Source organism: Aeromonas sp. CA23, from assembly GCF_002587065.1.
Classification (GTDB): Bacteria; Pseudomonadota; Gammaproteobacteria; order Enterobacterales; family Aeromonadaceae; genus Aeromonas; species Aeromonas bestiarum.
The window spans coordinates 748,600-768,510 of the sequence record NZ_CP023818.1; the positions used below are offsets into that span (position 1 = coordinate 748,600).

20 protein-coding genes are annotated in these 19,911 nt (G+C 62.0%); 7 read left to right on the forward strand and 13 right to left on the reverse strand.

The window, feature by feature from the left end; translation table 11 throughout:
- Positions 1–22: 22 nt before the first annotated feature.
- Both envZ and ompR read right to left on the reverse strand, forming a co-directional pair.
- Positions 23–1,333 (reverse strand): two-component system sensor histidine kinase EnvZ, encoded by a 1,311-nt coding sequence (gene envZ, locus CK910_RS03525; RefSeq protein WP_172955230.1) that lies wholly within the window; start codon positions 1,331–1,333, stop codon positions 23–25.
- A complete protein-coding gene (gene ompR, locus CK910_RS03530; RefSeq protein WP_005319762.1) occupies positions 1,330–2,049 on the reverse strand; it encodes an osmolarity response regulator transcription factor OmpR in 720 nt (239 codons plus the stop codon). Before ompR ends, envZ begins: the two co-directional genes overlap by 4 nt.
- 223 nt (positions 2,050–2,272) lie before the next feature.
- On the opposite strand from ompR, the gene greB reads away from it, so the two are divergent.
- Positions 2,273–2,746, forward strand: coding sequence for a transcription elongation factor GreB (gene greB / locus CK910_RS03535; RefSeq protein ID WP_043136397.1), 474 nt, complete (start codon positions 2,273–2,275; stop codon positions 2,744–2,746).
- A 345-nt stretch (positions 2,747–3,091) separates the two neighbouring features.
- A complete protein-coding gene (locus CK910_RS03540; protein ID WP_098981015.1) occupies positions 3,092–5,407 on the forward strand; it encodes a Tex family protein in 2,316 nt (771 codons plus the stop codon).
- A 55-nt stretch (positions 5,408–5,462) separates the two neighbouring features.
- Here CK910_RS03540 and CK910_RS03545 read toward each other — a convergent pair whose 3' ends face one another.
- From CK910_RS03545 to bioH, 4 genes are all read right to left on the reverse strand, one after another.
- The gene (locus CK910_RS03545; protein WP_042866969.1) at positions 5,463–5,741 is read right to left on the reverse strand and encodes a hypothetical protein; all 279 of its coding nucleotides are present in this window, start codon (positions 5,739–5,741) and stop codon (positions 5,463–5,465) included.
- A gap of 95 nt (positions 5,742–5,836) precedes the next feature.
- Complete coding sequence (locus CK910_RS03550; protein ID WP_098981016.1) at positions 5,837–6,637, reverse strand: putative metalloprotease CJM1_0395 family protein; 801 nt, start codon at positions 6,635–6,637, stop codon at positions 5,837–5,839.
- A gap of 1 nt (position 6,638) precedes the next feature.
- Positions 6,639–6,872: a hypothetical protein gene (locus tag CK910_RS03555; protein WP_042866965.1), complete on the reverse strand. Its 234-nt coding sequence runs from the start codon at positions 6,870–6,872 to the stop codon at positions 6,639–6,641.
- A 71-nt stretch (positions 6,873–6,943) separates the two neighbouring features.
- Positions 6,944–7,708: a pimeloyl-ACP methyl ester esterase BioH gene (bioH, locus tag CK910_RS03560; protein WP_098981017.1), complete on the reverse strand. Its 765-nt coding sequence runs from the start codon at positions 7,706–7,708 to the stop codon at positions 6,944–6,946.
- A 38-nt stretch (positions 7,709–7,746) separates the two neighbouring features.
- Here bioH and CK910_RS03565 point away from each other — a divergent pair, with 38 nt between their 5' ends.
- Together CK910_RS03565 and nfuA are read left to right on the forward strand one after the other, a co-directional pair.
- Positions 7,747–8,475, forward strand: coding sequence for a ComF family protein (locus CK910_RS03565; protein ID WP_098981018.1), 729 nt, complete (start codon positions 7,747–7,749; stop codon positions 8,473–8,475).
- A 229-nt stretch (positions 8,476–8,704) separates the two neighbouring features.
- Positions 8,705–9,283 carry a Fe-S biogenesis protein NfuA gene (gene nfuA, locus CK910_RS03570; protein ID WP_011704302.1) on the forward strand — a complete coding sequence of 193 codons (579 nt, stop codon included), beginning with the start codon at positions 8,705–8,707 and terminating at the stop codon, positions 9,281–9,283.
- Between the two features lie 244 nt (positions 9,284–9,527).
- Here the strand turns inward: nfuA and gpsA are convergent, their stop codons facing one another.
- The 3 genes from gpsA to CK910_RS03590 are packed head-to-tail and all read right to left on the reverse strand — an operon-like array spanning position 9,528 to position 11,484.
- Entirely contained in the window at positions 9,528–10,532 is a 1,005-nt protein-coding gene (gpsA, locus tag CK910_RS03580) for an NAD(P)H-dependent glycerol-3-phosphate dehydrogenase (RefSeq protein WP_043136411.1), read from the reverse strand.
- Between the two features lie 2 nt (positions 10,533–10,534).
- Positions 10,535–11,005 carry a protein-export chaperone SecB gene (gene secB, locus CK910_RS03585; protein ID WP_005319808.1) on the reverse strand — a complete coding sequence of 157 codons (471 nt, stop codon included), beginning with the start codon at positions 11,003–11,005 and terminating at the stop codon, positions 10,535–10,537.
- 47 nt (positions 11,006–11,052) lie between these two features.
- Positions 11,053–11,484: a rhodanese-like domain-containing protein gene (locus CK910_RS03590; protein WP_042866955.1), complete on the reverse strand. Its 432-nt coding sequence runs from the start codon at positions 11,482–11,484 to the stop codon at positions 11,053–11,055.
- 325 nt (positions 11,485–11,809) lie between these two features.
- Between CK910_RS03590 and gpmM the strand changes: the two genes are divergently transcribed.
- On the forward strand, positions 11,810–13,339 hold the full coding sequence (gpmM, locus tag CK910_RS03595) for a 2,3-bisphosphoglycerate-independent phosphoglycerate mutase (protein WP_157774591.1): 1,530 nt from the start codon (positions 11,810–11,812) through the stop codon (positions 13,337–13,339).
- Between the two features lie 9 nt (positions 13,340–13,348).
- Positions 13,349–14,749, forward strand: a complete 1,401-nt coding sequence (locus CK910_RS03600) for a peptidoglycan DD-metalloendopeptidase family protein (protein WP_098981021.1) — start codon at positions 13,349–13,351, stop codon at positions 14,747–14,749.
- Between the two features lie 114 nt (positions 14,750–14,863).
- Here the strand turns inward: CK910_RS03600 and CK910_RS03605 are convergent, their stop codons facing one another.
- On the reverse strand, positions 14,864–15,514 hold the full coding sequence (locus CK910_RS03605; protein WP_043136421.1) for a Qnr family pentapeptide repeat protein: 651 nt from the start codon (positions 15,512–15,514) through the stop codon (positions 14,864–14,866).
- Between the two features lie 89 nt (positions 15,515–15,603).
- Here CK910_RS03605 and CK910_RS03610 point away from each other — a divergent pair, with 89 nt between their 5' ends.
- Complete coding sequence (locus CK910_RS03610) at positions 15,604–16,611, forward strand: substrate-binding domain-containing protein (protein ID WP_098981022.1); 1,008 nt, start codon at positions 15,604–15,606, stop codon at positions 16,609–16,611.
- A 147-nt stretch (positions 16,612–16,758) separates the two neighbouring features.
- Here CK910_RS03610 and CK910_RS03615 read toward each other — a convergent pair whose 3' ends face one another.
- The 3 genes from CK910_RS03615 to CK910_RS03625 are packed head-to-tail and all read right to left on the reverse strand — an operon-like array spanning position 16,759 to position 19,712.
- A complete protein-coding gene (locus tag CK910_RS03615; protein WP_043136425.1) occupies positions 16,759–17,400 on the reverse strand; it encodes a bifunctional 4-hydroxy-2-oxoglutarate aldolase/2-dehydro-3-deoxy-phosphogluconate aldolase in 642 nt (213 codons plus the stop codon).
- A 9-nt stretch (positions 17,401–17,409) separates the two neighbouring features.
- Positions 17,410–19,206 carry a phosphogluconate dehydratase gene (gene edd, locus CK910_RS03620; RefSeq protein ID WP_098981023.1) on the reverse strand — a complete coding sequence of 599 codons (1,797 nt, stop codon included), beginning with the start codon at positions 19,204–19,206 and terminating at the stop codon, positions 17,410–17,412.
- The gene (locus CK910_RS03625) at positions 19,203–19,712 is read right to left on the reverse strand and encodes a gluconokinase (protein ID WP_043136430.1); all 510 of its coding nucleotides are present in this window, start codon (positions 19,710–19,712) and stop codon (positions 19,203–19,205) included. The genes edd and CK910_RS03625 overlap by 4 nt, the downstream gene beginning before the upstream one ends.
- Positions 19,713–19,911: the final 199 nt, after the last annotated feature.

Consider the following 19,911-nt stretch of genomic DNA (forward strand, 5'->3'; position numbering starts at 1 on the left):
TATCCACGGATACGCCCTTCTCTCAATCCATCCACTCCAGTGGCTGGTTCTTGGGTAGCCGGATCTCCACCAGCAAGCCCCCCAGTTCCGAGCTCCCCAGCCGTATGGTGCCATGGTGCTGGGAGACAATCTTGGCGACTATGGCCAACCCCAGGCCGCTGCCGCTGCCGGTGCGGGCCTCGTTGCCCTGGGTAAACGGCTTGAGCACCCGGTAGTAGTCCTGCTCCGGGATGCCGGGGCCGTTGTCTGACAGCCGCAGCCGCACCCAGTGGCCATCATCCTTCAGCTCTGCATGCAGGCGGCTCGCGCCATAGCGCAACGAGTTGCCCGACAGGTTGTTGAGAATGCGCCGGATGCTGATGGGATTGCAGGCCACCCGCACCGCCTCTTCAGGCAATTCGAGATCCACCTCCAGCCCCTGATCGGTCTGCACCAGCAGCACGTCGTGGATCAGCTGGGTCAGGTCGATTTGCTGGGTATCCAGCCCCTCGTCCGGCCGGATGTAGTCGATGAACTGATCTATGATGCCGTTGGACTCGTCAATGTCCGCGTTGATGCTCTCCTTGAGATACTCATCCCCGGACGACATCATCTCGGTCGCCAGCCGGATGCGGGTCAGCGGTGTGCGCAAGTCATGAGAGACCCCGGCCATCATCAGGTTGCGCTCCTCGATCAGCCCCTTGATCGAGCTCGACATGTGGTTGAAGGTGCGGGTCAACCGGCGTACCTCCCGCGAGCCCTGCTCCCCCAGCGCATCGGGGAAGTTGCCGCGCGCCACGGCCACGGCACCGGCCTCCAGATCCTCCAGCGGACGCACCAGCTGGCGGGCAAACCGCCAGGCCGCGAACAGGGTCACCACCAGCAGCACGCTCATGTAGAGGATCAGCGGCTCTATGTCGTCATCCTCGATCTCGGTCAGCGGGATGCGAACCCACACCTGATTGGCCTGGGGCGGCTGGATCCAGATGATGTAGTGATCCTGGATCTCGACCCGTACCTTGGTCTTGCCCCCCAGCTCGCGGCTGATGCTCTCTTCCAGATAGGTGTAGGGCTTGGAGTCATTGAGCCCATGCTGCTCCGCCTCTGTCTGGGTATAGATGTCGCTGCCGGTCGCCACATAGACCAGCGCCTCGGCATCCTCGCTCAGCGCCAGCTGGTTGCTTTCGACCGGAAAGATGAGTTTGACCTGGTTGGCCAGCAGGTGGCTGATCTGCTTGACGGTCGGCGCCAGCAGATAGTTGTAGAAGGTGGCATAGGAGACAAACTGATAGACCACCAACACGGCGGCCAGAAACCAGAGCATGCGGGAAAACATGCTGCTCACTTTCTTCATTCGCCATCACCGTCCGGCACGAAGACGTAACCCAGGCCCCAGACGGTCTGTAGGTAACGCGGCTGGGCCGGGTCCTGCTCCAGCAAGCGGCGCAAGCGGGAGACCTGTACATCTATGCTGCGCTCGGTCGCCGTGTACTCGCGCCCTCTGGCTAGGTTCATCAGCTTGTCGCGGGAGAGGGGCTCGCGGGGATGGCTGACCAGCACCTTGAGCACGGCAAATTCGCCGCTGGTCAGGGCTACCGGCTCGCCATCACGGCTGAGTTCACGGGTCGCCAGGTTGAGCTGATAGCTGCCGAAGGTCACCATCTTCTCGGCGGTCGAGGGAGCCCCGGGCAGTTCGACGGTATGACGGCGCAGCACGGCGCGGATCCGCGCCAGCAGTTCGCGCGGGTTGAACGGCTTGGGCAGATAATCGTCGGCCCCCATCTCGAGCCCGACGATGCGATCCACCTCATCGCCCTTGGCGGTGAGCATCAGCACCGGGATCTGGTTGCCGGCCTCGCGCAGGCGGCGACAGATGGAGAGGCCGTCCTCCCCCGGCAGCATCAAGTCCAGCACCATCAGGCTGAAATTTTCACGAGTCAGCAGGCGATCCGCCTGTTCACCATTGGCGACGCCACGAACCACGAATCCTTGTTCGGTCAGATAGCGCTCCAGCAGGGAACGCAATTTCAAATCATCGTCGACCACCAGAACCTTGTATTGCTGACTCATTGCTTGCCTCTCCTCTCGATATGTTGCCAATACTAGAGCCCGGGCCCCCAACGGCAAAGCATAAATATGTTACTGGTTATTGCCCATGGCCGCCTTGCGCCCACCGGCCCACGCCCTCTCCCATGACGACGCAGGTTTTGCTCGACAGCGAGGCGACAGCGGATAAGATCGGCCGAGCCACCAGAGGCCCATCAGCCCACATTGACGCAGGTACTTGAAATCCATGAAGACCAAGCTGATCACCCGCGAAGGCTACAACAAGCTGAAAGAAGAGCTCGATTTCCTGTGGCGCGAAGAACGCCCCGAGACCACCCGCAAGGTGGCCTGGGCCGCCAGCCTGGGCGATCGCAGCGAGAATGCCGACTACCAGTACAACAAGAAGCGGTTGCGGGAGATCGACAGGCGGGTGCGCTACCTGCGTAAATGCCTCGAGGAGCTGGGGATCGTCGATTATGCCCCCGCCCAGGAGGGCAAGGTGTTCTTCGGTGCCTGGGTCGAGGTGGAGAACGACGAGGGCGAGACCAAGCGCTTTCGCATCGTCGGTTATGACGAGATCTTCGGTCGCAAGGATTACATCTCCATCGACTCCCCCATGGCCCGCGCCCTGCTCAAGAAGGAGGTCGGGGATGAAGCCATAGTGCCTACGCCAGTCGGTGACGTCTGTTGGTATGTCAACGAGATCAGTTATCCGAAGTGACGGTAGCGGGAAGCACTCGCCTCCCCGCCATGGGCAAGGGCTGATGCCCTGCCCGTCCAAGCAAAGAGCCCCCATGACAAGTATCTGGGCGGCCAGCCCCTCTCTCGCCATTCGGCCCGACAGCCATGCATGTCATTTCAGCAGGGTGGCATAGCGCCGCCCGACCCCATATAGTGCTCACATTTGGCGCCTTGGGTGCGGGCCAGTCCCGGCGACGCTCAATGCACACCATGCGGTCCCCCCTCATGGTGCAGAGAGGCGGTGAGCTGACGAGCGGCATAACCGGCCGCAGCACATCGACGCCACCCCGGGCCAGTTGGATAGAAGCGACCACAGAGATCCCAGATGCACAGCCATGTAATAGAGAAACAGATTGCCGGTGAGCTGAATGCCCGTCCGGAACAGGTGCAGGCGGCCGTGCGCCTGCTGGATGAAGGTTCGACCGTGCCCTTTATCGCCCGTTATCGCAAAGAGGTGACCGGTGGCCTGGACGACAGCCAGCTGCGTACCCTGGAGAGCCGCCTCGGCTATCTGCGCGAGCTGGAGGATCGCCGCCAGGTGATCATTCGCTCCATCGAGGAGCAGGGCAAACTCACCCCGGAACTGGCCCGCGAGCTGAACGGCGCCGACAGCAAGACCCGGCTGGAAGATCTCTACCTCCCCTACAAGCCCAAGCGTCGCACCAAGGGGCAGATGGCCATAGAGGCGGGACTGGAGCCGCTGGCGAGCCTGCTGCTCACGGACCCTATGCGGGATCCCGAACAGGCCGCTGCCGCCTTCCTCAACATCGAGCACGGCATCACTGACAGCAAGGCCGCCCTCGACGGCGCCCGCTATATCCTGATGGAGCGTTTCGCCGAGCAGGCCGACCTGCTGGAGAAGCTGCGGGACTACCTGTGGCACAACGCCACCCTGCGCGCCCGCGTGGTGGCAGGCAAGGAGCAGGAAGGAGCCAAGTTCAAGGACTACTTCGAGCACGACGAGCCGCTGCACAAGGCCCCCTCCCACCGGGTGCTGGCCATGCTGCGCGGTCGCAACGAGGGCATCCTCAATCTGGCGCTGATCACGGGTGAAGACGAGGGCTCCAGCCCCTGCGAAGGCATCATAGCCCACCACCTCAAGCTGAATCTGCAAAACCGCCCGGCCGACAAGTGGCTGCAGGTGGTGGTGAGCTGGACCTGGAAGATCAAGCTCTCCTTGCAGATGGAGACCGAGCTTATCGGCCGTATCCGCGAATCGGCAGAAGACGAGGCCATCAAGGTGTTCGCCATGAACCTGCAGGATCTGCTGATGGCGGCGCCGGCTGGCATGCGCTGCACCATGGGGCTGGATCCGGGCATCCGCACCGGGGTCAAGGTGGCCGTGGTCGACGCCACCGGCAAGCTGGTCGATCACGCCACCATCTACCCGTTCGAGCCGAAGCGCCAGATCGATCAGAGCCTCAAGACCCTGAGCGAGCTGTGTCAGAAGCACAAGGTCGAGCTCATCAGCATAGGCAACGGCACAGCCTCGCGAGAGACAGACCGGCTGGTGAGCGATCTGTTCGAGCGCTACCCCGCCGCCAAGGCGCAGAAGATAGTGGTGAGCGAAGCGGGGGCCTCTGTCTATTCCGCCTCCGAGCTTGCCTCCCAGGAGTTCCCGGATCTCGATGTCTCCATCCGTGGCGCCGTCTCCATCGCCCGCCGCCTGCAGGATCCCCTGGCCGAGCTGGTCAAGATAGATCCCAAGAGCATAGGCGTGGGCCAGTACCAGCACGACGTCGGCCAGAGCCAGCTGGCCCGTCGGCTGGACGCCGTGGTCGAGGATTGCGTGAACGCGGTCGGGGTGGATGTGAATACCGCCTCGGTCGCCCTGCTGAATCGGGTGTCCGGTCTATCACAGACACTGGCCCAGAATATCGTCGCCTATCGGGACGAGCACGGCGCCTTCCTGAGCCGCCAGCAACTGCTGAAGGTGAGCCGGCTCGGCCCCAAGGCATTCGAACAGTGCGCTGGCTTCCTGCGCATTCGCGGGGGCAGCAACCCCCTCGACAGCTCGGCGGTGCACCCGGAATCCTACCCTGTGGTTGAAAGGATCCTGGCGCGACTCCAGCAGCAAGTTGAGAGCCTGCTCGGCAACGGCAGCCTGCTGCGCAGCCTGAAGCCGGCCGACTACACGGATGAGCAGTTCGGCGTGCCCACCGTCACCGACATCATAGGTGAGCTGGACAAGCCGGGCCGCGACCCGCGCCCCGAGTTCAAGACCGCCACCTTCAAGGATGGGGTGGAGAAGATAAGCGACCTGGTGCCCGAGATGATATTGGAAGGCGTGGTCACCAACGTCACCAACTTCGGCGCCTTCGTCGACATCGGCGTCCATCAGGATGGGCTGGTGCACATATCGTCTCTGACGGATCGCTTCGTCAAGGATCCCCGCGAGGTGGTCAAGGCAGGTGACATAGTGAGGGTCAAGGTGCTGGAGGTGGATGCCCCGCGCAAGCGGATCAGCCTGACCATGCGATTGGAAGAAAAAGCCGGACAACCGGCCCGCAAGCCGGCGGAGTCCCGCAACACAAATGCTGGCAGTGCCCAGCCGAGACAGGCGCCGCGTCCAAGCACGCCGGTGGGTGGCGGCGCCATGGGCAACGCCTTCGCGGCAGCCCTCTCCAAAACCAAGAAATAAGCCGTCAAGATATGAAAAAAGCCCCGAAAGGGGCTTTTTTACAAGACGCCAAGGCTCATTGACTGAGGGTGGCCAGAATGCTTTCAGGATCCTGATGCCGGGCCAGCACCTCCCGCAGTCGATTGAATGCCTTGCAGGCCTCCTGCGGGTACTTGCCATAGGAAACCACGCCGGTATGGCTCCAACCGGCCGCCAGCATGACTTTCTTCTTGAAGTGAGTGCCTTCGGTTCCGCCACCACCAAGCTGCATCAAAAACTGTTCCATCTGAAGGTGAGGAGGGGGAACGCGGGAGAAGGTGGCAAAGTCTTCCGGTTTGACTTCATCAAAGTGCATGACGACTCCTGTGAGGATGAATGGGATTACCCCTCAGATTAGTTGCAAATGCCCAGGACGTGATCGAAAAATCAGGTGGAAGAGTGGTGCCGCGCTCAGACGTTCAGGCTGAACCCTTGCTGCGCAGCAGGCCTGACCGCCTGTTGATAACGCTGGGCAATGACCTGGTTGCGCTGCTCCATGTAGCCGTTCAGCACGCCCGTCCTGGCGCTGCCATCGGCCGCCAAGGTGGAGTCTGGGTCGGATGAGAGCAGCGCCTTGCGGGCATGAGCCTCCTTGGCGGCGGCACTTCTGGCCACGCTCAGATCCTGTGCGGAAGGATCGGCCGGGGCCAGGGCGGCGGCACGCACCTGCTGCATCTTGGCGATGGTCGCCCTGGGATCGCCGGGAATGGTCCCGATGTCGATGGAGACGCCGCCTCCGGTAGCGTAGCGCTTGCCATCCGGTCCCATCGAGAACTGATAGGTCGGACTGCTGGCATACTGGCCGCCAGTGCTCTGATGTGCCTGCTCGTGGGTCCGTACCTCCTGATCCCTGTCGGCCAGCTCCTTGATCTGCACCTCCTGCTTCTGTTGCTGCTCCTGCTGTCTGGGATCCTGCTGTTGCTTGTTGCGCTGCCCGTCTTCCCCCGTGGCCTCCACGAAGCGGTGATCAACCGGCGTTTGCGGATTGCCGGTCTGGGAAGCTTCCCGTGTCTGCTGGGAGGTCTGATTGGGATTGGCCTGGGTGGCCTTGGACTTGTCTTTCTGTGAGCCGACTTCAGGCTCGGCATTGAATGCCTCGCTCTGACGGGTCTGGGGGATGAGGGCTGCACGGCGATTGTCAGTGCGTGCCGATTCCGTCTGCGGTTGCAGCTGATTAGGAATAATGGTCGGCAGACTGACATTGATGTTCATGTCACACCCGGATATCGATCAGGGTACCCATAACATCACTGGCGGTCTGGATCACCTTGGCAGATGCTCCGGCCTGTACTTCGGCCACCTTGAGGTTGACCAGCTCATCGGGCAGTTGTACCTGATCACCGCTCGGGGTGTTGAGCCGGGCGATCTGGCTGGATGCCTTGTCGGCAATCTGTTCCGCTCGCTGAAACCCTTGTACTCCGCTGTTCAATGCAGAATCTATACGCATGATGACACTCCTCTGACGCTGGATTAATTATCCGTCACGCCAGAGGATTAATGAAGCAAATAGGTTGTTTTTCAACCAACAAAATGTCGAATGATTTCAACGAACTGCTGTGGATGGGAAATAAAGGGTGCGTGCGAGGCCTTTTCCAGCACCAGGCTGTGACTGGCCGGGTAGCGTTCGTCCAGCAGTGGTATGGCCGCCTTGGGCACCAGCGAATCCAGCCGGCCATAGACCCGCAGCCAGGGCAGGCTCAGCGTTGCCAGCTCATCGCGCAGATCAACGTCAGCCAGCAGACCGAGTCCAGCCTCCAGCGCCGCAAGTTGGGGAGCCGGACGCTCTGCCAACCAGTGGCGCAGCTGGCGGATATCATCCCGGGCGTGTTCACTGCCCATGGCCTGGATCGCGAGGAAACGCTCTATGGTCTGCTTGAAGTCACCCGCCAGCATCTGATTGAAGCCAGTCAGCACCTTGGGGGCTATCCCCGGCCAGTCGTCACGGGCCATGAAGCAGGGGGAGCTCGCCACCGTGATCAGGCTCTGGCAGCGCTCAGGCTGGGTCAGCGCCAACTGGCTCGCCACCAGACCACCGAGGGACCAGCCGAGCAGATGGCACTTCTGCGGCAAGACGGCAGCAACCTGCTCCGCCAGCCAGGGCAAGGAGTACTCACTCCCGTCGGCCAGCGGACTGTTGCCAAACCCGGGCAAGTCCACCAGATGCAGCCGATAATGGGCCGCCAACGGCTGGGCAATACCATGCCAGACTGCACCATTCATGCCCCATCCGTGCAACAGCACCAGATCGGGCCCCTGACCAAATCGCTCTACCGATACGCTCATCTAGACTCAAGATCCCTGTTCATTCTCTTGGGGTCAGCATGTTAAAGCGGCTGCTCGCCAAAGCAAGTCCGATCCTTGGCAACCATGCCGACTGGCAGGGCCACTGTCTGCTCTGCCAACAGCCTTGCGATGCACAGCCGCTGCTCTGCAGCTGGTGCCAGCAGGCCCTCCACCAGCCCTATCGCAAATGCAGCCTGTGTGCGGCGCCCTTGCCGGAACCTGACGGAGAAACCGAACCTGTCTGCGGGCGCTGCCAGCGCAGGCCACCGTCCTGGCAGCGGCTGCAGGTCATTGGCGACTACCAGGCCCCCTACTCCATGCTCATTTCGCAGCTGAAATATTCTGGCCAGATCCTGCTGGCGCCGCTGCTCGCCCGTCTGCTGGCCGATCATCTGGAGAGAGACGATCTCCCCGAGGCCATCATTCCGGTTCCCCTGCACTGGTGGCGACTGTGGTGGCGTGGCTTCAATCAGGCGGAGGAGATAGCCATCACCCTCAGCGAGATCACCGGCATCCCCTGCGACACCCGGCTGCTGCGCAGAACCCGAGCCACCCCGCAGCAGACGCGGCTCAGTGCCGCTCAGAGGCGACGGAATCTGCGCGGCGCCTTCCAGATCCAGCCCCACCATTACCAGCACGTGGCTCTGCTCGACGATGTGGTGACCACGGGGGCGACGGCAGGCCAGCTCACCCGCGTACTGCACGAGAGCGGCATCGTAAAAGTGGAGGTGTGGGCCATTTGCCGCACTCTCAAACACCTCAAATGACACTCGATATGGCTACCGCAAGCTCAGGCACATCAGGCTGCCACAGAGATGTATGCCGCCCCCGCAAACATCCTCAATAATCCGCGGCATGTATCCCGCAGGCTCATCCACATCAGGCGGCCATAGGTATATTTGACATATGCCCGGCGCCATCAGCATGCTACCCAAGCACTGCCAAGCGAGTTATCATGAATACCCTAGTCGTACACTCAGGTTTATGAGGATAGTGATGATCAGCATTTCCGACACCGCCCAGGCCCATTTCCGTAAACTGCTGGAAAAACAGCCTGATGGCACCAATATCCGGGTGTTTGTGGTCAATCCGGGAACCCAGAATGCCGAGTGCGGCGTATCATATTGCCCACCCGATGCGGTCGATCCGGAAGATCAACACCTGCCCTTCAGCGGCTTCGACTGCCTGGTCGATCCTCTGAGCGCCCCCTTTCTGGTCGATGCCACCATCGATTTCGTCACCGATCAGATGGGCTCCCAGCTCACCCTCAAGGCACCAAACGCCAAGATGCGCAAGGTGGCCGACGATGCACCGCTGATCGACCGCATCGAATATGTGCTGATGTCCGAGGTGAACCCCATGCTGGCCGGTCACGGCGGCAAAGTCACCCTGGTCGAGCTGACCGAAGACAAGCTGGCCATCCTGCAGTTTGGCGGCGGTTGCAACGGTTGCTCCATGGTCGATTACACCCTGAAAGAGGGGATCGAGAAGCAGCTGCTGGAGAAATTCCCGGGCGAGCTCAACGGCGTCAAAGATGCCACCGAGCACCAGCGCGGCGATCACTCCTACTATTGATCCCGTGCCAGCGGCGATCACCCGCCAGGCTTGATCCCCTTGCTGCACATAAAAAGGCCCCGCCAATCTGGCGGGGCCTTTTGCTATCAGGCGAACCGAATGAGTCTATCTCAGTAGGCGTCGTTGTTGACGGCAGTTTGAACACGGACAGCGCGCAGAAACCGGAGCGTATAGGCATACGTGAGGATTTCGAGCGCTGCCCAGGTTCAAAATGGCTAATAAAACAGCCTAATGGAATTTGCTCTTATTCGTCGCGCTTGTCCCGGCTAAGCAGGGCGATGGCGGCTTCTTTCGGGTTCTTGCCCTGATAGAGCACCTGGAAGATCTGCTCGCAGATGGGCATCTCGACGCCACAACGGGCCGCCAACAGATGCACCTCCTTGGTGTTGCGATAGCCTTCCACCACCTGACCTATCTCGGCCATGGCAGTATCCACGCTCTTGCCGGCCCCGAGGGCCAGACCGAAGCGACGGTTGCGCGACTGGTTGTCGGTACAGGTCAGCACCAGATCCCCGAGCCCCGCCATCCCCATGAAGGTTTTGGCATCGGCACCCAGGGCCGCTCCCAAACGCTGCATCTCCACCAGACCCCGGGTGATGAGCGCGGTTCTGGCGTTGGCGCCAAACCCCAGCCCGTCGGAGAGACCGGCACCGATGGCGATGACGTTCTTGACGGCACCGCCCAGCTGCAGACCGACAAAGTCCGGATTGGTATAGACCCGGAACGAACGGCCGCAGTGCAGCAACAGGGAGAGGTCATCGGCGAAGTCATCGTGAGTCGACGCCACCGAGATGGCGGTCGGCAGGCCGGCGGCCAGCTCCTTGGCGAAGGTGGGACCGGAGATCACCGCCAGCGGGATCGCCTCACCCAGCACCTCACGGGCCACGTCTTGCAGCAGGCGGCCGCTGTCAGGTTCCAGCCCCTTGGTGGCCCAGGCGATACGGGTATCGGGGCGCAGGAAGGGCTTGACCTGAGCCAGCACCTGGCCGAACACGTGGCTCGGCACTACCAGCAGCAGCACGGGCGCGGCTTGCACCGCCGCCTGCAGATCGGCGGTCAGCTGCAGATCGGCAGGGAAAGGGACATCCGGCAGAAAAGCCTTGTTGCAGCGGTCTTGTTCCAGCTCGGCGACATGGGCAGGGTCGTGACCCCACAGCAGGGTCGGATGACCGTTGCGCGCCAGAGAAATGGCAAGGGCGGAGCCATAAGACCCCGCCCCCAAGACCGAGATAGCGATCTGGTCAGCCATTATCAGGCTTCCGCAGTCGCCTGCTGGGCCTGTGCTTGCGCCATGTGCTGGGCAAACAGGGCATCGAAGTTGACCGGTGCCAGGTTCAGCTGCGGGAAGGAACCCTTGCTCACCATGTTCGCCACGGCTTCGCGGGCATACGGGAACAGGATGTTCGGGCAGAAGGCGGCCAGGCAGTGAGCCAGTTGCGGCTCCGGCAGGTTGCCTATGGTGAAGATACCGGCTTGCTGCACTTCACACAGGAAGGCAGTCTCGGTTTCCAGCTTGCAGGTCACGGTCAGGGTCAGCACAACCTCATACACGCCGTCAGCCAGGATGTTGGTCTTGGTGTCCATGTCCAGCTTGACGTCCGGCTGCCACTCTTTCTGGAAGATGTGCGGGGTATTCGGGGCTTCGAAAGAGACATCCTTGGTGTAAACACGCTGGATGTGGAATTCCGGTTGTACTTCCTGGTTGTTGATTTCGTCAGCCATTTCGTTTGATTCCTTTTTAAGAAAATATGTGGGCGCAGGCCCTTAAATCAGCGTTTTTTGGTCACCGGCAGATTATCTGCACGCCACTGGGCCATGCCACCGCTGAGCACATACACCTGCTTGAAACCGGCCTTGCTCAGTTGGCGACCCGCGCCACCAGCGGTCATCCCCGACTCGCACACCACTATGATGGGGGCATCTTTATGCTTTTCAACCGGACCCAGGTTATTGCTCTGGATCTGGCTGAGCGGCAGGTGCTGGGCACCGGCCAGATGGCCCTTGGCAAACTCTTCCTGACTGCGAATGTCCACCACTGTGGCATTTTCACGGTTGATCAGCAGGGTAGCCGTGTGGTTGTTCACCGTCTTAACCGGAGAAAAACGAGCACGCACAGTGGTGTAAACCAGGGTGCCTGCCAGGCCGAACCAGGCTGCGGTCAGCAGCGGGTTACGGGCCGCAAAATCCAAATACTCTTGCATCTTCTACTATCCAGGGACCAAGACAAGGGCCCGAGTATACATGGGGACCCCACCAAGATCAGCCATCTTGGCGGCAAAGCGGGAGCGGGCTCCCATCGGGCAGGGGCACGATAAAGGATCGGAATAAAAAGTGGCGTCCGACGCCTTGAGGCGAGGATTCTTCGAGCCGGGAGACAAGCCGGCGACAAAGGGGAAACAGGCTGGCAACAGTCCTGAACGACGGCGGGCCTGGGCTTGGCTATCAGGTGACTATTTCGGCAGATGTAGTAATATTACGCTAGTTTCACTTCCCGCAATTCATTCCTATCCGAGAGGACATAGCCTTATGTCAACAGCTAAGAAACCTTTGGTTCTGGTCATCATGGACGGTTGGGGCTACAGCACCAAGCAAGAGCACAACGCCGTCGCTGCCGCCAAGACTCCCAACCTCGACCGTCTCGCCCGTGACTACACCAGCACCCTGATCTCCGGCTCCGGCCTGGACGTGGGTCTGCCGGATGGTCAGATGGGTAACTCCGAAGTGGGTCACGTCAACATAGGTGCCGGTCGCATCGTCTATCAGGAACTGACCCGCATCTCCAAAGAGATCAAGGACGGCGACTTCTTCCAGAACGTCGAACTGGGCAAGGCTGTTGACGGTGCCGTGACCAAGGGCAAGGCCGTGCACATCATGGGTCTGATGTCCCCGGGTGGCGTACACAGCCACGAAGAGCACATCATGGGCATGATCGAGATGGCCGCCAAGCGTGGCGCCGAGCAGATCTATTTCCACGCCTTCCTGGATGGCCGCGACGTGCCGCCGCGTTCCGCCCAGTCCTCCATCGAACAGTTCGACGCCCTGTTTGCCCGTCTGGGCAAGGGTCGTTTCGCCTCCATGATCGGCCGCTACTTCGCCATGGACCGTGACAACCGCTGGGATCGCGTGCAGCAAGCCTATGACCTGATGACTCAGGGCAAGGGCGAGTTCACCGCCGACAGCGCCAGCGAAGCCCTGACCGCCGCCTATGCCCGCGACGAGAACGACGAGTTCGTCAAGGCCACCCGCATCGGTGCCGCAGCCCCCATGCAGGATGGCGATGCGCTGATCTTCATGAACTTCCGTGCCGACCGTGCCCGCGAGATCACCCGCGCCTTCGTCGACAGCGACTTCACCGGCTTTGCCCGTGCCGCCACCCCGGCGCTGAACTTCGTGATGCTGACCGAATACGCGGCCGACATCAAAACCGCCTGTGCCTACCCGCCGACCGCCCTGGTGAATACCCTGGGTGAGTGGCTGGCCAAGCAGGGCAAGACCCAGCTGCGCATCTCCGAAACCGAGAAGTACGCCCACGTCACCTTCTTCTTCAACGGTGGCGAAGAGTCCTGCTTCACCGGCGAAGACCGCGAGATCGTCGCCAGCCCGAAAGTGGCCACCTATGACCTGCAGCCGGAAATGAGCTCCGAAGAGCTGACCGACAAGCTGGTTGCCGCCATCAAGAGCGGCAAGTACGACACCATCATCTGCAACTACCCGAACGGCGACATGGTCGGTCACACCGGCGTGTTCGATGCGGCAGTCAAAGCCTGTGAGGCGGTTGACCACTGCATCGGTCGCGTCACCGAGGCCCTGGCCGAAGTGGGTGGCGAATGCCTGATCACCGCCGACCACGGCAACGCCGAGAAGATGCTGGACGAAGAGACGGGTCAGGCCCACACAGCCCATACCAACCTGCCGGTTCCCCTCATCTATTTCGGTCGCAAGTCCGAGGTGGTTGAAGGTGGCAAACTGTCCGATCTGGCTCCGACCATGCTGACCCTGATGGGTCTGCCGGTCCCGCCGGAAATGACTGGCAAGCCCCTGATGATTCTGAAATAATCCTTCCCCATGCGGGGATGCGAAGTTATTTCAAACAAAACCAGTCGCGTCGGCCTGTTGGCCGGCGCGCTGTTTTTTTGCCTGTCGTTTGTCGCGGGCAAGGCCATGGCTGCCAATCAGCAGCTCGGCACCATGCAGTCCCAGATCAAAGAGCAACAGAAGACCATCAAGCTCAGCAAGCAGGAGCTGGCCAAACTCAACACCCAGCTCAAGGCCGATGAGCAGGCCATCTCGGCCGCGGCGGCCAAGCTCGAGCAGACCAAGCAACAGCTGAAACAGAATCAGCAAAAACTGGTGGGCCTGCAACAGGACAAGCTGGATCTGGAACAACAGGCCAGCCATCAGAAGCAGTTGCTGGCCAAGCAGGCGGAAAGCGCCTTCCAGGCGGGCAACCACGATTACCTCAAACTGCTGCTCAATCAGCAGGATCCGGCCAAACTGAGCCGCTCTCTCGATTACTACGACTACCTCAACAAGGCCCGCATCGAGGCCATTGAAGCCCTGCGCACGACCCGCACCAAGCTGGCGAAAAACCAGCAGGCCACCAAAGAGACCGAGAACAAGCTGCAAACCCTGCTGAGCGAACAGCAGCAACATCACCAGAGCCTGCTGGCCAGCCAGCAGAGCCGCGCCAAGGTACGCAACCAGCTGCAGCAGTCGGTACAGGATGACGAACAGAAGCTGACCAAGCTGGTCAAGGCGGAGAAAGCCCTGAAGGCCCGGCTGGTAGAGCTGCGTCGCCAGCGGGAAGAGCAGGAGCGCCGTGAGCGGGCCGAGCGGGAACGGCTGGCCAAGCTGAAAGCCGAACAGGAGCGCCAGCGCCGCCTGGAGGCCCAACGCCTGGCCGCCGAGCAGAAGCGGATTGCCGAAGAGCAGCGGATTGCGGCGCAGCAGCGACAGGTCGGCGAGCAGCAACGGCTCGCGGCCCAACAGCAGAAAGTCGCCGAACAACAGAACCGGGTGGCGGAGCAGCAAGCCGCCGCGCGCAGCAGCAAGCCAAGCAGTGGCGGCTACGGCGGTCTCAGCACCAACGGCAGCCTGCGCTGGCCGGTGCAGGGCCCGATCCTCATCTCCTACGGCTCACCCCGCACCGCCGAGCTCAAGTGGAAGGGCACCCTGATTGGCGCCAGCGAAGGGACCCAGGTCAAGGCGGTCGCACCGGGCCAGGTGGTGTACGCCGACTGGCTGGATGGCTTCGGCATGCTGCTGGTCATAGATCATGGTAAGGGCTATATGAGCCTCTACGGTCACAACCAGTCGCTGCTGCGTCAGGTGGGCCAGAGCGTGGAACAGGGCGAACCCGTGGCGCTGGTCGGCGACAGTGGCGGCCAGGACAGACCCGGCCTCTACTTCGAGATCCGCTATCAGGGTGAAGCCATCAACCCGACCAAGTGGCTGGCCAAACGCTGACCCCGCACACGCGATGACAAAAAGCCTGCATGACGCAGGCTTTTTTGATCGTCGCCGACGGCCCTGTCAGCGGCATCGAATGACGAAAACTTACCCCGTTTTCGACCGCCTGGTTCAGGGGAAGACGATGAGGCCGAGCTGTTCGAGCAGCCCCTGCTGCTGCTCTTCATTGATCTGCACCCCATCCAGGTTGACCCGACGCAGATCCAGCCCGGGCAGATCGCATTGGCGCAGATCGCAGCCCTGCAGGTTGAAGCTGGTCCACTCTATCTGGCCGAACTCTGAACCGCTCAGATCGGAGCCGGCCAGCGAGGCCCCCAGCAGGTTGGCCCCCTGCCAGCGATTGCCGCTGAGCTCGCAGCGCTCCAGCAGGCAGCCATCGAAGTTGGCATAGCTGAAGTTGTTGCCGGTCAGATGCGCCTCGCAGAAGTAGCTCTTGACGGTGATCTGGTTGGCGAAGCTGGCGCGGGCGAAGTTGATGCCCATGGCCTGGCAGTCCCGCATCTCCAGCCCCAGGCACTGGCTGCGGCTGAGATCTGCCAGGGTCAGATCGCAGCGCAGGAAGCTGGCCTCCCGCAGATCGCAGCCCTGCAGCTGGCAGCCCAGCTCGCGCTCCCGCTCGTAGAAACTGCAGTCGACGAAGCGGCTCTCGCTCAAGTCCAGCCAGGAGAAGTTGCAGTCGATAAAGCGGCACTCAGTAAAACACTCTTGCGCCACATACTGCTGTTCGAAACGCTTCCCCTCGAAGCACTTGCCCTTGATCATGCGAATAGTCCTCTGCCGATGGCGTCATATGCTGACTTTGTTAAACAAAAACGGTAATGTTACCTGTAACATTTTTGCCGGATCCCGAGATGAACGATACCCGAAAGCGCCGCCCCACTCTGCAGGACATAGCCGACCAGACCGGGGTCACCAAGATGACCGTCAGCCGCTACCTGCGCGATCCGCAGGCCGTGGCCGAGGGCACCCGTGAGCGGATCGCCGCCGCGGTGGAGGCGCTTGGCTACATCCCCAACCGGGCGCCGGACATTCTCTCCAACGCCACCAGCAGGGCGATCGGCATACTGATCCCCTCTCTCTCCAACCAGGTTTTCTCTGCCGTGGTGCACGGCATAGAGTCGGTGACCCGGCCCGCCGGCTACCAGACCCTGCTCGCCCACTACGGCTACAGCCCGGAACGGGAAGAGGAGCAGGTGGCCTCCCTGCTCTCCTATCACGTGGACGGCCTGATCCTCTCCGACAGCCAGCACACGGAGCGCACCCGCAAGATGATCGCCACCGCCGGCATTCCTGTGGTGGAGACCATGGATCTGCCGCAGACCCCCATCGACATGGTAGTGGGGATGGATCACAGGGCCGCCGCCCGGGCCATGGTAACAGAGATGCTGCGCCGGGGCCGACGCAAGCTGGTCTATCTCGGCGCGCGACTCGACGTGCGCACCCAACTGCGGATGGAGGGTTACTACCAGGCGATGGGCGATTATGGCCTCTCCGGCCAGCACCTGCTGACCGAGCAGTCCTCCAGCTTCACCCTGGGCGGTCAGCTGCTGGATCAGGCGCTGGTGCGCTACCCCGACCTCGACGGCCTGTTCTGCACCAACGATGACCTGGCGGTGGGCGCCCTGCTGCAGTGCCAGGCCAAGTGGATACCCGTGCCCCAGCAGATCGCCATCGCCGGCAGCAACGCTCTCGACATAGGCCATGCCATGACCCCAAAGCTGGCCAGTATCGTCACCCCGCGCAAGGAGATAGGCCGCGAGGCGGCGACCATGCTGCTGGCCCGACTCAGCGGCCAGCCGCTGCCCGATACCCGCAAGGACATGGGCTTCTCCCTCTATGAAGGGGACAGCCTGGGCTGACGCTCTCGCGAAGGGAGGTCAAAGCCTGAGGGCACTCAGGCAGAATTAGCCTCCCCCTTAATTCAAAGGCAAAAAAAGAGCAGGCCACCCCGGGGTGGCCTGCTCTTTTTCTATCAACCCAATACTCTTTCCATAAACGATGCGGGTTTAGCGTTTAACCAGCTCGACCGCTTCACGAGAGAGGCGAGTCACCTCCTCCCAGTTGCCGCTCTTGACCGCATCGGCCGGCAGCATCCAGGAACCGCCAACGGTGGCGACGCATTTCAGCGCCAGATAGTCGGCCACGTTTTTCGGGCCTATGCCGCCGGTGGGGCAGAACTTGATCTGGGGAAGCGGTGCTGCGATGGCAGCCAGCGCCTTGGTGCCGCCGTTCGCTTCGGCCGGGAAGAACTTCAGATGGTCGTAGCCTGCTTCCAGCGCCTGCATCACTTCGGAGGCGGTGGCAACACCCGGAATCAAAGGCGCCGTGCTGTTGGCGGCATGGGCCAGCAGCGCCGGAGTCATCCCCGGGGAGATGACGAAGCGGGCACCGGCGGCCACGGCCGCATCAAACTGCGCGCAGTTGAGCACTGTACCGGCGCCGACCATGGCATCCGGCATCGCCTTGGCGATGAGGGCGATGGCATCGAGCGCCACCGGGGTGCGCAGGGTGATCTCGAATACCGAGATGCCGCCGTCCAGCAGCGCCTTGGCCATCGGCAGGGCCTGTTCCAGATCGTTGATGACCATCACGGGTACCAGCGGAGAGGCGGCAAACACCTCGGCCGGGGTCACTTTCCAGTTTTGCATAACGCTTCCTTAATCAAAGATGGTGGCGCCGCACTCGGCGCTCGATACCGCGCGACGCATCACGCTGAACAGTTCACGGCCCCACCCCTCTTGTTCCAGAGTGAGGTCGATGTCGGCCTGGGTACGGCCACTCAAATCGGTCAGGCAGTCGAGGCGGCCAGTCACCGCGTCGACCCGCAGCAGATCGCCATCGCGCAGCAGGCCAATGGCGCCGCCGTGCAAGGCTTCCGGGGTGACATGGATGGCAGCCGGGATCTTGCCGGAGGCGCCGGAGAGGCGACCATCTGTGACCAGCGCCACCTTGTGACCCGCCTTCTGCAGGTTGCCGAGCACAGGCATCAGCTTGTGCAGCTCCGGCATGCCGTTGGCGGCCGGGCCGTTGTGGCGCACCACGATGACGGCATCCTGACTGAGACTGCCAGCCTTGTAGGCCGCCTCCACCGCGTGCTGGGAGGAAAAGACCCGGGCGGGCGCTTCGATAACGCGATACTCGGGCGCCACGGCGGAGACCTTGACCACGGCGCGGCCCAGATTCCCCGCCAGCAGCTTGGTGCCGCCGGTGGCCTGGAACACGGAACCGGTCGGCGACAACACGCTCCCATCGCTGCTTTCACCCACCGGCTGCCACACCAGCTCGCCATCCACCAGAGCGGGACGGCTGAGGTAATCCTGCATCTCGCCAAACACAGGGGTGGCATCCATGTGGATCAGCCCCTCTTGCGCCAGACGACGCATCAGGCCGGGCACGCCGCCCGCCTGTTCGAAGGCATTCACATCGGCCGGGCCGTTCGGGTACATGCGTACCAAGAGCGGCACCACATCGGAGAGATCGCTGATGTCATCCCAGGTCAGGTGCAGGCCGGCGGCCCGCGCCAGCGCCACCATGTGGATGCTGTGGTTGGTGCTGCCGCCGGAGGCGAGCAGGGCCACCAGACCATTGACCAGGGAGCGCTCGTCCAGCACCTCGCTCAGGGGGCGGTAGGCCGGGGAGCCCGGGATCATGGCGCTGATGCGACGGGCAGCCTCTTCGGTGAGCGCGTGGCGCAACTCGCTGTGGGGATGGACGAAGGCGGAGCCCGGCAGCATCAGGCCCATGGCCTCGAACACCAGCTGGTTGGTGTTGGCTGTGCCGTAGAAGGTGCAGGTGCCCGGTGCATGATAGGCGCCGCACTCCATCTCCAGCAGGGCATCGCGGCCCAGCTCACCGGCGGCGTACTGCTGGCGTACCTTCACCTTGTCATCGTTGCTGATGCCGCTGGCCATGGGGCCGGCCGGCACGAAGGCGGTGGGCAGGTGCGCGTGGGAGAGCGCCCCCATGATCTGGCCCGGGGCTATCTTGTCGCAGATGCCGAGCAGCAGGGTGGCGTCGAAGGTGTTGTGAGAAAGTGACAGTGCGGTCGCCTGGGCGATGAGATCGCGGGAAAACAGGGACATGTCCATCCCGGGCTGGCCCTGGGTCACGCCGTCGCACATGGCCGGTACGCCACCCGCCACCTGGGCGCTGTGACCGAGCTCGGCCAGCGCGGCCTTGATGATGTCCGGGTAGCCCTGATAGGGCTGATGGGCGCTCAGCATGTCGTTGTAGGCGGTGACTATGCCGACGTTGGCACGGGTCATGTCGAGGATGCGCCCCTTCTCGTCACTGCTGCAGGCGGCCACGGCGTGCGCCAGGTTGCCGCAGGCCAGGGCGGCGCGGGTCTTGCCCTGCTCGGCCTGGCGCTGAATGCGAGCCAGAAAAGCCTGGCGACGGGCGGCACTGCGCTCGCGAATGCGGGCAGTGACGCTGGAAATAACCTGATGGATCATTGGGCTTGCTCCAATGCTGTGACGGCCCGATCAACCACCTGTTCGAAGGTGCCGTCTATATCGATGTGAAATACACCGGCCTCGCCATCCGGGCGCTCCAGGGTATCGAACTGACTTTGTACCATGGTTTCCCGCATGAAATGGCCCTTGCGTGCCCGCATCCGTTCGAGGATCAGCGGCTGATCACCGTCCAGAAACAGGAAATGCACCGCGTCATTGCCCTCGCGGATCTGGTCGCGGTACTGCTTCTTGAGGGCCGAGCAGACGATGACGCCCACCTCGTTCTTCTGTTCCAGGCTGTAGGCCGCGTCGCGGATTCGCTCCAGCCAGGGGGCGCGATCCTCGTCGTTGAGCGGATTGCCACCGGCCATCTTCTGGATATTGGCCCTGGGGTGCAGATCATCGCCATCGATGAACTTGGCCCCCAGCGCCTGGGCCACCTTGAGGCCGACGCTGGACTTGCCGCTACCACACACACCCATCACGATAATGCTCTTGCCCGCCATTGTTTGACCTCTATCCCATTTTTCAAAAATCGTGCTGCCGATGGGTTCTAACCTAGCACGTTACCGGTAACATGTTACCGGTAACAACAAGAAATGTGAAGTCTGCCACAGACTGAGCGAACTCACAGTCACCTGGGCAAGCGAGCTTGAGCCCTGGCCATAAATCTAAATAAATCATAAAGATATGGCCTGCCAATGG

What these genes read in the sequence shown, in the direction of transcription:
- CK910_RS03615 (WP_043136425.1), bottom strand. Translation starts at nt 17,400, where the DNA reads ATGCAAAACTGGAAAGTGACCCCGGCCGAGGTGTTTGCCGCCTCTCCG.
- CK910_RS03610 (WP_098981022.1), top strand. Translation starts at nt 15,604, where the DNA reads ATGAACGATACCCGAAAGCGCCGCCCCACTCTGCAGGACATAGCCGAC.
- CK910_RS03600 (WP_098981021.1), top strand. Translation starts at nt 13,349, where the DNA reads ATGCGGGGATGCGAAGTTATTTCAAACAAAACCAGTCGCGTCGGCCTG.
- CK910_RS03555 (WP_042866965.1), bottom strand. Translation starts at nt 6,872, where the DNA reads ATGCGTATAGATTCTGCATTGAACAGCGGAGTACAAGGGTTTCAGCGA.
- secB (WP_005319808.1), bottom strand. Translation starts at nt 11,005, where the DNA reads ATGGCTGACGAAATCAACAACCAGGAAGTACAACCGGAATTCCACATC.
- greB (WP_043136397.1), top strand. Translation starts at nt 2,273, where the DNA reads ATGAAGACCAAGCTGATCACCCGCGAAGGCTACAACAAGCTGAAAGAA.
- CK910_RS03545 (WP_042866969.1), bottom strand. Translation starts at nt 5,741, where the DNA reads ATGCACTTTGATGAAGTCAAACCGGAAGACTTTGCCACCTTCTCCCGC.
- ompR (WP_005319762.1), bottom strand. Translation starts at nt 2,049, where the DNA reads ATGAGTCAGCAATACAAGGTTCTGGTGGTCGACGATGATTTGAAATTG.
- edd (WP_098981023.1), bottom strand. Translation starts at nt 19,206, where the DNA reads ATGATCCATCAGGTTATTTCCAGCGTCACTGCCCGCATTCGCGAGCGC.
- bioH (WP_098981017.1), bottom strand. Translation starts at nt 7,708, where the DNA reads ATGAGCGTATCGGTAGAGCGATTTGGTCAGGGGCCCGATCTGGTGCTG.
- CK910_RS03540 (WP_098981015.1), top strand. Translation starts at nt 3,092, where the DNA reads ATGCACAGCCATGTAATAGAGAAACAGATTGCCGGTGAGCTGAATGCC.
- gpmM (WP_157774591.1), top strand. Translation starts at nt 11,810, where the DNA reads ATGTCAACAGCTAAGAAACCTTTGGTTCTGGTCATCATGGACGGTTGG.
- CK910_RS03550 (WP_098981016.1), bottom strand. Translation starts at nt 6,637, where the DNA reads ATGAACATCAATGTCAGTCTGCCGACCATTATTCCTAATCAGCTGCAA.
- gpsA (WP_043136411.1), bottom strand. Translation starts at nt 10,532, where the DNA reads ATGGCTGACCAGATCGCTATCTCGGTCTTGGGGGCGGGGTCTTATGGC.
- CK910_RS03625 (WP_043136430.1), bottom strand. Translation starts at nt 19,712, where the DNA reads ATGGCGGGCAAGAGCATTATCGTGATGGGTGTGTGTGGTAGCGGCAAG.
- CK910_RS03605 (WP_043136421.1), bottom strand. Translation starts at nt 15,514, where the DNA reads ATGATCAAGGGCAAGTGCTTCGAGGGGAAGCGTTTCGAACAGCAGTAT.
- envZ (WP_172955230.1), bottom strand. Translation starts at nt 1,333, where the DNA reads ATGAAGAAAGTGAGCAGCATGTTTTCCCGCATGCTCTGGTTTCTGGCC.
- CK910_RS03565 (WP_098981018.1), top strand. Translation starts at nt 7,747, where the DNA reads ATGTTAAAGCGGCTGCTCGCCAAAGCAAGTCCGATCCTTGGCAACCAT.
- CK910_RS03590 (WP_042866955.1), bottom strand. Translation starts at nt 11,484, where the DNA reads ATGCAAGAGTATTTGGATTTTGCGGCCCGTAACCCGCTGCTGACCGCA.
- nfuA (WP_011704302.1), top strand. Translation starts at nt 8,705, where the DNA reads ATGATCAGCATTTCCGACACCGCCCAGGCCCATTTCCGTAAACTGCTG.